The following is a 14,289-nucleotide window of genomic DNA, read 5'->3' on the forward strand; positions in this document are numbered from 1 at the left end:
TTGTCACAAAATAGGATATGGTACAGATATTGAGAAATTGAGAGTGTAAATTAAAATATAAAAATTAGAAAAAATATAAATATTATGAGTAAAATAATTGGAATTGACTTAGGAACAACCAACTCATGTGTTGCTGTAATGGAGGGTAAAGACCCTGTTGTTATCCCTAACGCGGAAGGTAAAAGAACGACTCCATCTATCGTAGCATTTACAGAAGATGGTGAGAGAAAAGTAGGGGATCCTGCAAAAAGACAGGCTGTAACGAATCCAAAGAAAACTGTATACTCTATCAAAAGATTTATCGGAACTCATTTTAAGGAAGATGCTAAAGAAATTTCAAGAGTACCTTATGAAGTAGTATCCGGACCAAACGATACGGCAAAAGTAAAAATCGACGACAGAGAATATACACCACAGGAAATTTCAGCAATGATACTTCAGAAAATGAAGAAGACAGCTGAAGATTATCTTGGACAGGAAGTAACAAGAGCGGTAATCACGGTTCCTGCATATTTTAACGATGCACAGAGACAGGCTACTAAAGAAGCTGGAGAAATCGCAGGTCTTAAAGTAGAAAGAATCATCAACGAGCCTACAGCTGCTGCATTGGCTTACGGTTTGGATAAAAACCATAAAGACCAGAAGATTGCTGTATATGACCTTGGTGGAGGTACTTTCGATATCTCTATCCTTGATTTAGGTGACGGAGTATTCGAAGTATTATCTACTAACGGTGATACACACTTAGGAGGTGATGACTTTGATGATGTGATCATCAACTGGATGGCAGATGAATTCAAGGCTGAAGAAGGGGTAGATCTTAAATCTGATGCTATTGCACTTCAGAGATTAAAAGAAGCTGCTGAAAAAGCAAAAATCGAGTTATCTTCTTCTGCTCAGACAGAGATCAACTTACCTTATATCACAGCGACAGCGACAGGTCCTAAGCACTTGGTAAAGACTTTAACTAAAGCTAAATTCGAGCAATTGGCTTCAGATTTAGTAAGAAGATCTATGGAGCCGGTAGCAAAAGCATTGAAAGATGCAGGTTTATCAACTTCTGATATCGATGAGGTAATCCTGGTAGGTGGTTCTACAAGAATCCCGATCATTCAGGAAGAAGTGGAAAAATTCTTTGGTAAAAAACCTTCAAAAGGAGTTAACCCGGATGAGGTAGTAGCTGTTGGAGCTGCAATCCAAGGAGGAGTATTGACAGGAGACGTAAAAGATGTATTGCTTCTTGACGTTACACCACTTTCTCTAGGTATTGAAACAATGGGTTCTGTATTCACGAAATTAATTGAAGCGAACACTACGATCCCAACTAAAAAATCTGAAGTATTCTCTACAGCTTCTGATAACCAGCCGGCTGTAAGCATCAGAGTAGGACAGGGAGAAAGACCAATGTTCAACGATAATAAAGAAATCGGAAGATTTGATCTTGCAGATATTCCACCTGCACCAAGAGGAGTTCCTCAGATCGAAGTAACTTTCGATATTGACGCCAACGGTATCCTAAGCGTTTCTGCGAAGGATAAAGGTACCGGAAAAGAGCAGACGATTAAGATCCAGGCTTCTTCAGGTCTTTCTGACGAAGAAATCGAAAGAATGAAGAAAGAAGCTCAGGAAAACTCTGCAGCAGATGCTAAGAAAAAAGAAGAAGTTGAAATCTTCAACAAAGCTGACGGATTGATCTTCCAGACTGAAAAGCAGTTAAAAGAATTCGGAGAAAAGCTGTCTGCTGACAAAAAAGCAGCTATTGAAGCAGCTCACGGAGAATTGAAAACAGCTTTCGAAGCTAAAAACGCAGATGATGTGAAGGCTAAAACTGAAGCTTTAGATGCAGCATGGATGGCTGCTTCAGAAGAACTGTATGCAGCAGGACAGCAGGCTCAGGGTGCAGATGCAGGAGCTCAGAATCCTGGAGGAAATGCAGGAAGTGCTGATGATGTACAGGATGCAGACTTCGAAGAAGTCAAGTAAGTAGCAATTATCATCGGTTAATATCGATTAAAATAAATTATCAAATCGCTGTAAATTTAATGTTTACGGCGATTTTTTATTTTACATTTTTCATTAATAATTGATTTTAATCGATATTTACTGTAAATTTATATTTTACTTGTATCGAGCGATATTTAGATAGTATGTGCGTCTTATGCACCTTAATAGAATTTAAGACTCAAAAAACAGAGAATGTTCAAGATGTTATTTCATAATGGGATAGTTCATATATCTTTGCAGTCTAAATTTAAAATACTTTAAATAAAACCATGAAATCATTTTACAGTTCTCTCATCTTACTTTTATTTTCATTCTTTGTTCAAGCACAGAATTACGATCGCTTTAGCACTGGATTTTCAGAAACCATATCTTCAAAAATATTGGGAGAAGATCGGGAAATTCTAATACATATTCCAAACAGTAATGGTGGAAGCAAAATAAAAGACAGAGGTCGTTACCCAGTAATTTATTTGTTGGACGGTAATGATAATTTTAATAGTGTCGTAAGTATTACCGAGCACATGGAAGAAACAAGCCTAGCTCCGCCAATGATTGTAGTTGGGATAGTACATTCTAATAGAATGAGTGAATTGACAACAAACTCTGATGAAGAATTTAAAGGATTTGTCGGTAAAGGAGAAAACTTTATGTCTTTTGTTGAAAAGGAGCTTATTCCTTATATTGATTCAACTTATCCTACCACATCATATAAGACATTTATAGGTCATTCAGTAGGAGGTTTAACAGTGATTAATACATTACTTCATAAACCTAATTTGTTTAATTCGTATGCTTCTCTAGACGGAGCATTGTGGTGGAATAAGGCAAAGGTTGTAGAGGATGCTAAAAGCATTTTAGCCAATCAGAATTATGAAGGAAAGACATTGTATATTGCTATGGCTAATCGGTTGGAAAAAGGAGTTGATACGGTAAGTGTGATGAAAGATACGAGCGGGAGTACAGATCTTATCAGGGCAAACTTAAGGTTTATAGAGGAACTTAAAAAATCGAATCGAAATCAGCTACGTTACAAATACAAATTTTACGAAAATGATAACCATCCATCAGTAAGACTGATCGGTGAATATGATGCACTTCGATATATCTTTGATTTTTATCGCCTTAAGATTTATGACAGTGAGATGGGCGATCCAAACTTTAAACTAGATTCAATAGTAGTTGCTCACTACGAAAATGTATCTAAACAAATGGGGTATATTGTGAATCCAAATGAGAATTTGGTCAATAATTTTGGGTATCAGATGATGGCAAATAAGCAATTCAAAAAAGCAGAATCATTATTTAAACTAAATATTATAAACAATCCCAAAAGTTGGAATTGCTACGATTCTATTGGAGATCTTTACCTTGCCATGGGAAACAAAGCAAAGGCAATAGAATCATTTAAAAAAGCGTTGACGCTAAAAGAAATTCCGGAAACAAAAGAAAAGTTGGAAACGTTGTTGAAAGAAAAGAAATAAAATGATAGGCTTAAAATCTTTGCTAAGTCTTATCATTTTGTATCATAAAATTTAATTAACGATTTACAATGGGAATTATTTTCGAAAAAGTAAAATAAGGATTAATAATCCCAGACTATAAAAATCCCCGAACTCATGTTTGGGGATTTTTGTTTTTTAAATACATTTTTTCTAAATAAATGAAATATAGATATTCACTTTTATGTAAATTAGTATCAGTAAACCAAACCAAAATTTAAATGAAATTTTTTAAAGTGATCATCGTAGCATCTTTATTCCTGTTTCAGCTGAATGCTGCTCAGGAAAAAGCCGATATAGAATTGAATAAAGCTCTTGCAGAAGCCAAAACCCAAAAGAAAAATGTTTTGCTGGTATTTCACGCTTCATGGTGTGGCTGGTGCAAACTGATGGAAAAGAATATGAATCTTCCTGAAACAAAGCCTATTTTCGACAAGAAATTTGTAACGACTTATATTGATGTTCAGGAAAGAGGAGAAAAGAAAAAGCTTGAAAATCCCGGCGGGCAGGAACTGATGAATACCTATAAAGGAGAAAATGCCGGACTTCCTTTCTGGCTGATATTAAATCCGAAAGGAGAAGTGCTTGCCGATTCATTCGACAGTAAGGGGGAAAATTTGGGGTCACCCGCAACCCCTGAAGAAGTTTCTTCGTTTCTGGCCAAGTTGGAAAAGAGTTCAAAAATGAATAAAGAGGAACTTCAGATCATCCAGAAAGTCTTTGTGAAAAAAGATAAATAAAAAGAAAACTCCCCTGGCAATTAGTCGGGGGAGGTTGTTCTCAGATCAAATAAATGTATGAAAGGATATTTCTATGATCTGATTACACATCGTCAAAATTTGTAAATTTTTATAATCAGTAGCTGACTAAAGATCAGTATCTCCGATGATTATCAGCAGCATCGGATCATTTTGTAAAAGTATGTATTTTGCACAATATGGTGAAATATAATTCAGTAAAATATCTGTAAAGCATAATATATTTCTGCCAAGTCTCCGTTTTGCCCAATATTTCAAAAAACTTAAATAAAAAGCTCCTCAGACAAGATGCCTGAAGAGCCTATTTACAAATTAAATTATTTTACTTACCGAAAAAGATCTCGTCCTGTTTCTGCTGCTCATGATAGATAAGCTGAAAATTATCAGGCATATTCTGATAAAGAAGCTTCCAGTGCTGGATCTTTGCATGTTTTTTAAAGCTCTCCAAAGATCTTACAAACAGGTTTTCAATGACGGTTCTTACATAAGAATCGCCGTTTCTGTAGATCCAGTCCATCAGTTTGATGTGATGGGCTACAATGTAGATCTTTGATTCCTGCAGCATATCCTTCAAATAATTGATGGTAGCCTGAATAACGCCGGCAAAGTTTTCCTGAACAGATAACTGTGTAATTTCATTTCGAAGTGGCGGATAGAAAAATTTTAAGTATTCAACGGCTATTTTCTTATTAATAGCCTGCATTTGTACTTTCATCATAACTAATATTTTTCAGTACTTATCTTTCAGCGAAATGTATACCAAAATTTACAGCATGGCAGCAAAAATAAAAACTCCTATAATCACTGCGATGTGAGTAGCCAATACCTCTGCATTGTGTCTGTTAGTCGTGGTTTTCAATGTTTTCCAGTCTGAAATTTTTCTGATTTTTGTTTTCATAACGTATTGATTTTGAATGGTTTTAATTTTTGAATAAAAAATGCTTTTGTAATGAAACACATGAAATATGTAACAAAATTTATGTGCCATGGTTGTAAATCTGTCTTGAATAGCTTTGCTGTAAATCTTTTGAAATGTGACTAAAGATCACTTTTCTATATTCTAGGGTGCAGAAAGCTGTAAAATTGTCCAGAGAATAAATGAAAACTCCTTCTACTGCGTTTTTTAATGCAATATCTCCTTCTGTATAAATTTTGTCCATTTTCTGAAGACTTTTAAATAGAATACTCCTGTCATCCTGTCGGACCATATTTTTGATACGTTCTGTGAAAGTACGAATCACACTGTACGAGTTCTGGGGCATCGTTTTCGTAAGTTCGTTTTCAAAGTCAGGGATAATTTTTGAAATTTCCCGGACAGCTTCTGAATAGTTCATATGATTAATGATTTTGTTCTAAGACTTTAATGATGGCTCCAAAGATGAAAATGGTCAGGAAAGCCATGAATAGCATATGGTAAGGTTTCAGCCATTTCGGAGTTTTCGGACCTCTGCTTTTTAATCTTTTTAGCTTGTCGATGCGGTTTAAGGTATTTAAGTCCATATTATATATTTTTAAAATAATGAAGCGAATGGCATTCCTTTGAAGTGATTTTTATTTAATCAATTGAAAATCAAATAATTATTTAATTTTAATAAAAATATTCGATCTTAAAAAACATGTCAAAATGATAAGGTTTTTATCAAAACGAAATGAAGGAACTTATTTATGATTTAATTATCTGCTTCATCTGCAAAATCTGCGGGAAACATAAACAGTTGATATTTTAATTTTTTATCTCTCACAGATTTTGCAGATGGAGCAGATTTTTTTAGTCTTAGTTTATCAGTTGACAAAACTTAATGTTATATCAATTTTTGGTTTTTGGGATTATTTTATTTGTATGATGGAAAGAATAGAATGAATATCTTTGCACTCCAAATTATTCAGGACATGTTTTCAAAAATTATAGTACACAGAGTAGGAAATAAAATCAACGGAGAATCTTTAACGCTGTCTCAGGAAGAGCTGAAGCTGGAAGAAGGAATGGCAGAATTGCTTGAAGATTACTTTTTAGGTTCTTTTAAATCAGAAGAAACCTTCAATTTTTACAGTGACACGTATTTGGTCAATAATCCGGTATACAGTTCAGTATCCGAGATCTTTGAAGACAAGGCCAAATTCCTTTGGGAATCTGAAAATATTGCAAAACATCTTTTTGAAGCGGCTGAAAATCCAAGAGTTCAGGGTGGGGAGCTGTTTATTGTACTTTTCGAGGAAGAAAGTGACCGTCCGGATAAAGTAGATAAGATCGGGATCTTTAAAACCGAAAAGAGAGAATCTTTCCTGAAAATTTCGCCTAAGGAAGAAACATTTGATATTGAAAAAGACCAGGGAATCGGTTTGTCTAAAATTGATAAGGCAGCTTTGATCTATAACAATAATAAAGAGACCGGATATGTACTTTCTGTAGTTGATAATAACAAAAACGGAGATATGTACTATTGGTTCGAAGATTTCCTGAAAGTAAAACAGCGTGACGACGAATATTTTCATACCCAGGAAGCTTTGATGGTGTACAAAGATTATATCACCAAGCAACTTCCGCAGGAATTTGAAGTTTCCAAAGCAGACCAGGCAGATTTCCTCAATAAATCCATCAATTTCTTCAAGGAAAAAGAAGAATTTAAGCTGGATGATTTTGCCAATGAAGTATTGGGAGACCAGCACGTCATTGAAAGTTTCGTGAACTTCAAGACCGATTATGAACAGGATATGCAGGTGAATATTGCTGAAGAATTCCCGATCAGTGAAGCAGCAGTAAAGAAAACCCAGCGTCATTTCAAAAGTATTATCAAACTGGACAAGAACTTCCATATCTATATTCACGGTGACAGGCAGAAGCTCGAAATGGGAGAAGATGACAAAGGAAAATACTACAGACTTTACTTCGATAAAGAAGTTTAAAAAGAGAAAAGCCCATTAAAGAATAATATCATAACTTTATATCGCACCGCAAAATAAACAGTTATGAAATTTATGATCATTTTCTGGACGCTTTATATGCTTTTTTTCTGCATACCATTTCCGATCTTTATTTATATGACGACTTCGGAAATAACAACGGAACCGAGAAATACATTGGCAGTGAGCTATGTATATCTCGGTTTTTCTTTGTTAATATGGCTGTATATCTTAGCTTTTCTGATCAACAATCTTCTTATTAAAACCTTTAAGGAAAAAAATACTATCAGCTATATTTTGCAGAACGGACTTCCGAGGGAAGCGGAAATTACAGACTATAAGCTTGTAAAATATAATCCCAGAACCAATATCAATCTCATCCATATTGTGCTTTCTTTTCAGAATCTCCGTAATACATTGATCCGGCACGAAATGATGTTCTATGATACAAAACCCCAGGAAAAAAGATTTGACGTTGGGAAAATGGTTAAAATACTTCTGAATCCTGATCCTTCGAAAGAGCCTTATTTTATTCTAAGCGGGGCACAGACTAAATTTAAAGTTAAAAATATGATCTTGAGGATCTTATTTGTGATTTTTATGATCGTTTATGTCATAGGTCTGTACGCTTATTTTTACCTCAGGGAATCATTTGATTTCGGCTGGAGGTTCCTTACCTTTATGCATCCAATTATTTTCAGCGGGGTCATGTTTATTTTAACCCTTTTGGTATATAAGCTGATCGTTGGAAAATTTATAAAGAATAAAAAAGAAGAACAGATCCTGTTTGCCGGGAGAAGTGCTCAGGCAGAAATCATCAGTGTCAGTCAAACCGGATTAACAGTGAATGATCAGCCCCAAATCATGTTTCAAGTTAGATTTAAAGACTTTAAAGGTATTGAACATATGGCAGTTTACAAAAAGATTGTACGGCTTCTTGATCTTTCTTCTGTTCCAAAACAGGGAACTGTGGAAATTCTGTACAACGAAAACGATCCTAAAAAAATAACGATCCCGGAAATTTAGAAAGATGAAAAATAAATAACCGGAACTCAGGTAAAATAGAAAAAAGCGGATTGGCAATTTGCTTCCTCCGCTTACTTTTATGTCCTTTTATTTATTCCTTTTCTTAAAAAACAATGCTCTTCCATACTCATAATTCATCCGGGCAATATTCAGCACAGAAATTCCCTGAGGACATTCCACTTCACAGGCTTCCGTATTGGAGCAATGCCCGAAAAGTTCATGATCCATCTGGGTAACCATACTCAGGACACGTTCGCTCCTTTCCTCCTTACCCTGAGGGAGAAGGACCATGTGGGTGATTTTTGCCGAAGTGAATAAGGCAGCACTTCCGTTTTTGCAGGTGGCTACACATGCACCACACCCGATGCAGGCTGCAGAATCGAACGCTTCCTCAGCTGTTTGGTGAGTTACTGCTATAGCTGTTGCATCAGGAGCCTGACCCGTATTCACCGATACAAATCCGCCTGAAGAAATAATCCTGTCAAAAGCCGACCGGTCTACTTTAAGGTCTTTCTTCACCGGGAAAGCTTCTGCCCGGAAAGGTTCGATTAAAATAGTTTCACCATCTTTAAAAGACCGTAAGTGAAGCTGACAGGTCGTTGTATTTTTTAAAGGACCATGGGCAATTCCGTTGATCATCATACCGCACTGTCCGCAGATCCCTTCACGGCAGTCGTGATCGAATTCTACAGGTTCGTCACCTTCCGTAATGAGCTTTTCATTTAAAGTATCCAGCATTTCCAGGAAAGACATATGGGGATTCAGTTCTTTCAGGTCATAACTGACCAGTTTCCCTTCGCTCTTTCTGTCTTTCTGTCTCCATATCTTAAGATGTAAATCCATAATTTCTGTTTTTTATTTGTAGCTTCTTACTGTCGGCTGTATTTCTTCAAATATCAACGGTTCTTTAATTAGTTCCGGTTCGGCACTTTCGCCTTTCCATGCCCATGCTGAGATAAACTGATATTCGGTATCATTTCTTAACGCTTCTCCGTCCGGAGTTTGAAATTCTTCGCGGAAGTGGGCACCACAGGACTCATTCCGGGTTAAAGCATCATAGCACATGAGCTCACCGATCTCGAAATAATCGGCTACACGTCCTGCTTTTTCTAGTTCTGAATTCATCTGGTTACCCTGTCCGGAAACCCGTACATCTCTGTAAAATTCCTGTTTTAATTTCCTGATTTCTTCTATTGCGTATTTCAAACCATCTTCATTTCTGGCCAGACCGCAGTAATCATATAAAAGTTTCCCCAAAGTTTTATGGAAATAATCAACTGTTTTGGTTCCTTTAATATCCATGAAATCCTGGATCTGTTCTTTCACCGTTTTTTCTGCCACATCAAACTCAGGAGCATCAGGTGAAATTTTTCCGGTATGAATCTCATCGGCCAGATAATTGGCAATGGTATAAGGTGCAATAAAATAGCCGTCCACAGAAGCCTGCAGCAATGAATTGGCTCCCAGTCTGTTGGCCCCGTGATCCGCAAAATTAGCTTCTCCCAAAGCAAACAATCCGGGAATAGTGGTCATCAGCTCATAATCTACCCAAAGCCCACCCATTGAAAAGTGAGCAGAAGGAGAGATCATCATCGGTTCATTATAGGCATTGTATCCTGTGATTTTAAGGTACATATCGAATAAATTGCCATATTTCTCCTGAATCTTTTCTTTTCCCTGTTCTCGTATCGCTTTGGAAAAATCAAGATAAACAGCATTTTTCAAGGGCCCGATTCCAAAACCGGCGTCAATTCTTTCTTTGGCGGCACGGGAAGAAATATCTCTTGGAGCCAGGTTTCCAAAAGCAGGATACCGGCGTTCCAGATAATAATCTCTTTCGTTTTCCGGAATATCATTGGGCGGTCTGGTTTCATCAGCTTTTGAAGGAACCCAGATCCTTCCGTCATTACGCAATGATTCTGACATTAGGGTTAATTTAGACTGATAATCTCCCGATTGCGGAAGGGAAGTAGGATGTACCTGAATCCAGCTCGGGGAAGCCATTAAAGCGCCTTTTTTGTGAGCCCGCCAAATCGCAGAACCGTTGCATCCCATCGCCAAGGTTGACAGATAATAAATCTTTCCATAACCTCCGGTTGCCAGAATAACTGCATGGGCAGCATGTCTTTCAATTTCCCCGGTATCTAAATTTCTGACGATAATTCCTCTTGCTTTGCCATCGATCACGACCAGATCAAGCATTTCATGTCTGGAATACAGTTGCACGGTACCTTTTCCAACCTGTCTCATCAGTGCCTGATAGGCCCCCAGAAGCAGCTGCTGCCCGGTTTGTCCCCTTGCATAAAATGTCCGGCTCACCTGAACGCCACCGAATGAACGATTGTTGAGATAACCACCGTATTCACGTCCGAACGGCACACCCTGCGCTACGGCCTGATCGATGAGGTTTAAAGAACATTCTGCCATGCGGTAAACATTGGCTTCGCGGGCTCTGAAATCTCCTCCTTTCAGCGTATCTACAAACATTCTGTAGACGCTGTCACCATCATTTTTATAATTTTTAGCGGCATTCACGCCGCCTTGTGCGGCTACAGAATGGGCTCTTCTCGGGCTGTCCTGGAAACAAAATGATTTCACATTGTAACCCATCTCACCCAGAGAAGCAGCAACAGAGCTTCCTGCCAGTCCGGTTCCCACAACAATAATGTCCAGCTTTTTACGGTTAGCAGGATTGACGAGCTTAGCTTTCTTTTTATAGTTGTCCCATTTTTGTTCCAATGGGCCTTGAGGTATTTTTGAATTTAAGATCATAACTTTTCTTTTTAATGGGCAGTAAAGAATACGTAAACCGGCATCAGCGCAAAACCTACGCTGATAATTACTGAATAGACAATTCCGGCAGTTTTGAACCATTTTACAAACTTAGGATGGTATAATCCCAGCGTTCTGGCCGCACTGTGAATCCCATGAATGAGGTGATAGCATAAAGCCCCCATTGATACTACGTAAATGATAACGTACCACCATTCTTTGAAAACCGTTACGACAAGAATGTACAGGTCTTTATTTCCGTTGTCATCCAGTGGTGGGTTTCCAAATTTGTAGACGTACCAGAAATTCTGGAAGTGGATTACCAAAAAGATCAAAATCAGCGTTCCCAGAATTCCCATATTACGGGAATACCATTTACTTGCTCTTCCACGTCTTTCCGACTGGTAACTGCCTCCCGATTTTTTATTTTTTAAAGTAATGACCAGTCCGTCCAGAGCATGCAGAATAATACTTGCATACAGAACGTACGAAACCATTTTGATCAGAATATTTCCGGACAGAAAATGTGAATAGGCATTAAACTGTAAGTGCGCCTGCTCCGGCGGAAGAAACAGCTGGAGGTTTCCCAAGAAATGGATCAACAGGAAGAAGCTCAGGAATAGTCCTGTAAGGCACATCAGCATTTTTCTTGACAAGGTTGACAGCATATTTTTGATTTAATGATTAATAATATCCTAAAACTTTCATCCACAGTCCTCCGACTACCATATAGATGATAAGTAACACGATTCCGATTTCAAGACCTCTCAGCCACCAGGCTTTCAGTTCGACATAACCGCTTCCGTAGAATACCGGAGCAGGACCATGGCCGTAATGGGTAAGCACCCCGTAAATTGAGCCTAAGAAACCAAGCATCATCGCCAATAGCATAGGCGGGATTCCTAGAGAAACACCAACTCCCAATAAAGCTGCATACATAGCAGCTACGTGAGCCGTTGCACTCGCAAAAATATAGTGGCTGAAAAAGTATACGACAATAATTACCGGAAAGGCAACCTGCCAGCTTAATCCACCGATTTTTACTTTGATCAAATCACTGAACCAGCCAATAAAACCAAGTTCATTTAAAGAACTGGCCATCATCACCAGAACAGCGAACCATACAATCGTGTCCCAGGCTCCTTTTTCACCTTTGATATCTTCCCAGGTCAATACAGAAGTAAGAAGCAACATCGTCAATCCAATAAAAGCTGTTGTAGTAGCATCGATAGACAATGCTCCTCCAAATATCCAAAGCGCTAAAAGAATGAAAAATGCCAATAACATCAGCCATTCATTTCTGGAAATAGGCCCCATTTCTTTTAATTTCTGAGCCGCCATTCTCGGGGCATCACCTGTTTTTTTCAATTCAGGCGGATATAATTTGTATAAAACTAAAGGAACGACAAAGAATGCAACCAATCCCGGAACAAAACCAGCTGCAGCCCATGACATCCAGGTGATATTGATCCCTAAATTGGCTGCAAATTTCTGACACATCGGGTTACTCGCGGTTCCGGTAAGAAACATAGATGAAGCGATGAGGTTCATATAGTAACTGTTCAGGGTAAGGAAAGAGCCCAGTTTTCTATGGGTTTCCGGCTTTTCAGGAACAGAATCGAAACTGATAGCCATAGATTTCATAATCGGGTAGATGATTCCGCCACCTCTTGCAGTGTTACTCGGAATGGCTGGAGCTAAACAAACATCTGCAAGTCCAAGCCCGTAAGCCAGTCCCAATGAGCTTTTACCGAATATTCTGATGAATAAAAAGGCAATCCGGTTTCCCAATCCGGTTTTGATAAATCCTCTGGCAATAAAGAATGAGATCCCGATAAGCCAAATTACTTTATCTCCGAATCCGGAAAGTGCTTTTGTGATGGATTTTCCTGCATCTCCGGGAGCTACAACCTGTGTAAGTGCTGTAAATACAATGGCCATCATACACATGGTGCCCATAGGTGCTGCTTTAAGGATGATACCTAATATGGTTGCTGCAAAAATAGCAAACAGATGCCATGCGTTTTCGGCAACACCTTCCGGAGCGGGAATAAACCATATGATCAGCGCAACGGCAAACGTTATCGCGATATTTCTGATATTAATTTCTTTCATGATCTATAAATCTTTAAGCGGTTAAAATCTACTTTGTACCTGAACAATGAACAAATTATTATTGTATTGTGATGTGTTTTCTATCTGGTGCCTGTAACGATCAAACTGTACACCCAGCTGGATTCTTGCACCATAGTTTTTCAGGAATTCCAGTCCGAACATAGGTGTAATGGTCTGTCTTGGATTGGAGTTCAGCCTGAAGTTGGTATCCAGATATTCATACCGGCATGACAGCTCGAAGGCGCTGAGGTTTTTGTGATTGATCTCGTATCTTACATTCGGAAGGAAGTAAGCGCCACGGATCAGATACTGGTCAGGATTCGAAGGTCTGAGCTCAGGATCGATCGTGTTGTAAAGAACATGATTGGTTGCCTGTTTGGCTTCCAACTGCATGTCCAGACTCCATTTCGGATCAAACTGGATCAGCGAGCTGAGGTCAATTCCTACTGCATATACTTTTTTACTTAAAACTTCACCGACACCACCGTTCAAGCCGACATTGAAATTATATTTTTTAGACAAACCGAAAACCAATCTCGTAGAATACTGCTTCCCGTTATCGTTGTCATTGATCTGATTCTTTCCATTTCCATTAACAACTGAAACAGCATACTGGAAAGGTATTTGTCCCAGTTGAAGCTGTCCGGTTGCAGAAAGTCCGATCTGAAAGCTTGTCCAGCCCAGTTTCCCGAATTCTGTATACTGATTGGACCAATCCAAAGACTTAATGATATCAATAGGATACGTTTCTTCAATCCCGAACCAAGGTCTGAACTGACCCACGGTAAAGGCTAATTTAGGATTGAAAGTATATTTCAGGTAAGCATTTTCAAGGACCCTGCTTTTAGGGTCGTTTTTAAAGTCAGCGAAATTGGCGAGTGCTACGACTTCTGTTCTTTTGCTGATTTGTGCACGTACCTGAACCCTCATATACTTGAGCATAAAATTGTTGCTGGTTCCTGATCCGTCTGTGTGATGCAGGCCGTTCACATCGACATCTTCGGCCATACCTACAAGATAGCGTGCCTGAAAAAGTCCTTTTATCTGAAGTACAGGGTATTTCACATGGTCTTCTTCCTGTTTATCGGGGCGGAGTGAGTCCTGAATCTGTGCATTCGCTGAAAAAGCAGCCAATAAAATGCATAGTAACAGGCTTCTCTTTTTTGGTGAAAAAAGGGTCATAGTATTTGTGTTAATGGATTATTATTTAAAAG

At 38.3% G+C, this 14,289-nt stretch carries 14 protein-coding genes; 5 read left to right on the plus strand and 9 right to left on the minus strand.

From position 1 onward, the window contains the following. Positions 1–84: 84 nt before the first annotated feature. From dnaK to DRF61_RS10465, 3 genes are all read left to right on the plus strand, one after another. Positions 85–1,983: a molecular chaperone DnaK gene (gene dnaK / locus DRF61_RS10455; protein WP_111956710.1), complete on the plus strand. Its 1,899-nt coding sequence runs from the start codon at positions 85–87 to the stop codon at positions 1,981–1,983. Positions 1,984–2,273: 290 nt separating this feature from the next. After that, the gene (locus DRF61_RS10460; protein WP_111956713.1) at positions 2,274–3,485 is read left to right on the plus strand and encodes an alpha/beta hydrolase-fold protein; all 1,212 of its coding nucleotides are present in this window, start codon (positions 2,274–2,276) and stop codon (positions 3,483–3,485) included. A 239-nt stretch (positions 3,486–3,724) separates the two neighbouring features. Further along, positions 3,725–4,243 carry a thioredoxin family protein gene (locus DRF61_RS10465; RefSeq protein ID WP_111956715.1) on the plus strand — a complete coding sequence of 173 codons (519 nt, stop codon included), beginning with the start codon at positions 3,725–3,727 and terminating at the stop codon, positions 4,241–4,243. A gap of 340 nt (positions 4,244–4,583) precedes the next feature. Here the strand turns inward: DRF61_RS10465 and DRF61_RS10470 are convergent, their stop codons facing one another. The 4 genes from DRF61_RS10470 to DRF61_RS10485 all read right to left on the minus strand — a co-directional run bounded on the left by DRF61_RS10470 (position 4,584) and on the right by DRF61_RS10485 (position 5,761). Further along, positions 4,584–4,979 (minus strand): DUF7674 family protein, encoded by a 396-nt coding sequence (locus DRF61_RS10470; RefSeq protein ID WP_111956717.1) that lies wholly within the window; start codon positions 4,977–4,979, stop codon positions 4,584–4,586. 48 nt (positions 4,980–5,027) lie between these two features. Then, positions 5,028–5,159, minus strand: a complete 132-nt coding sequence (locus DRF61_RS23020) for a hypothetical protein (protein ID WP_262510831.1) — start codon at positions 5,157–5,159, stop codon at positions 5,028–5,030. Between the two features lie 79 nt (positions 5,160–5,238). After that, positions 5,239–5,595 (minus strand): DUF7674 family protein, encoded by a 357-nt coding sequence (locus DRF61_RS10480; RefSeq protein WP_111956721.1) that lies wholly within the window; start codon positions 5,593–5,595, stop codon positions 5,239–5,241. 4 nt (positions 5,596–5,599) lie between these two features. Continuing rightward, on the minus strand, positions 5,600–5,761 hold the full coding sequence (locus DRF61_RS10485) for a hypothetical protein (protein WP_228452638.1): 162 nt from the start codon (positions 5,759–5,761) through the stop codon (positions 5,600–5,602). Positions 5,762–6,151: 390 nt separating this feature from the next. Here DRF61_RS10485 and DRF61_RS10490 point away from each other — a divergent pair, with 390 nt between their 5' ends. Together DRF61_RS10490 and DRF61_RS10495 are read left to right on the plus strand one after the other, a co-directional pair. Continuing rightward, positions 6,152–7,165: a nucleoid-associated protein gene (locus DRF61_RS10490; RefSeq protein ID WP_111956908.1), complete on the plus strand. Its 1,014-nt coding sequence runs from the start codon at positions 6,152–6,154 to the stop codon at positions 7,163–7,165. Between the two features lie 63 nt (positions 7,166–7,228). Further along, positions 7,229–8,188: a hypothetical protein gene (locus tag DRF61_RS10495; RefSeq protein ID WP_111956725.1), complete on the plus strand. Its 960-nt coding sequence runs from the start codon at positions 7,229–7,231 to the stop codon at positions 8,186–8,188. 87 nt (positions 8,189–8,275) lie between these two features. On the opposite strand, the gene DRF61_RS10500 is transcribed toward DRF61_RS10495, so the two are convergent. The 5 genes from DRF61_RS10500 to DRF61_RS10520 are packed head-to-tail and all read right to left on the minus strand — an operon-like array spanning position 8,276 to position 14,257. After that, complete coding sequence (locus DRF61_RS10500; protein ID WP_111956727.1) at positions 8,276–9,031, minus strand: succinate dehydrogenase/fumarate reductase iron-sulfur subunit; 756 nt, start codon at positions 9,029–9,031, stop codon at positions 8,276–8,278. Positions 9,032–9,043: 12 nt separating this feature from the next. After that, positions 9,044–10,960, minus strand: coding sequence for a fumarate reductase/succinate dehydrogenase flavoprotein subunit (locus DRF61_RS10505; RefSeq protein WP_111956729.1), 1,917 nt, complete (start codon positions 10,958–10,960; stop codon positions 9,044–9,046). A gap of 11 nt (positions 10,961–10,971) precedes the next feature. After that, positions 10,972–11,628, minus strand: coding sequence for a succinate dehydrogenase cytochrome b subunit (locus DRF61_RS10510; RefSeq protein WP_111956731.1), 657 nt, complete (start codon positions 11,626–11,628; stop codon positions 10,972–10,974). 16 nt (positions 11,629–11,644) lie between these two features. Next, entirely contained in the window at positions 11,645–13,075 is a 1,431-nt protein-coding gene (locus tag DRF61_RS10515; RefSeq protein WP_111956733.1) for an anion permease, read from the minus strand. A 21-nt stretch (positions 13,076–13,096) separates the two neighbouring features. Continuing rightward, positions 13,097–14,257, minus strand: a complete 1,161-nt coding sequence (locus tag DRF61_RS10520) for a porin (RefSeq protein WP_111956735.1) — start codon at positions 14,255–14,257, stop codon at positions 13,097–13,099. Positions 14,258–14,289: the final 32 nt, after the last annotated feature.

This window comes from Chryseobacterium lathyri (assembly GCF_003290185.1).
Taxonomy (GTDB): domain Bacteria; phylum Bacteroidota; class Bacteroidia; order Flavobacteriales; family Weeksellaceae; genus Chryseobacterium; species Chryseobacterium lathyri.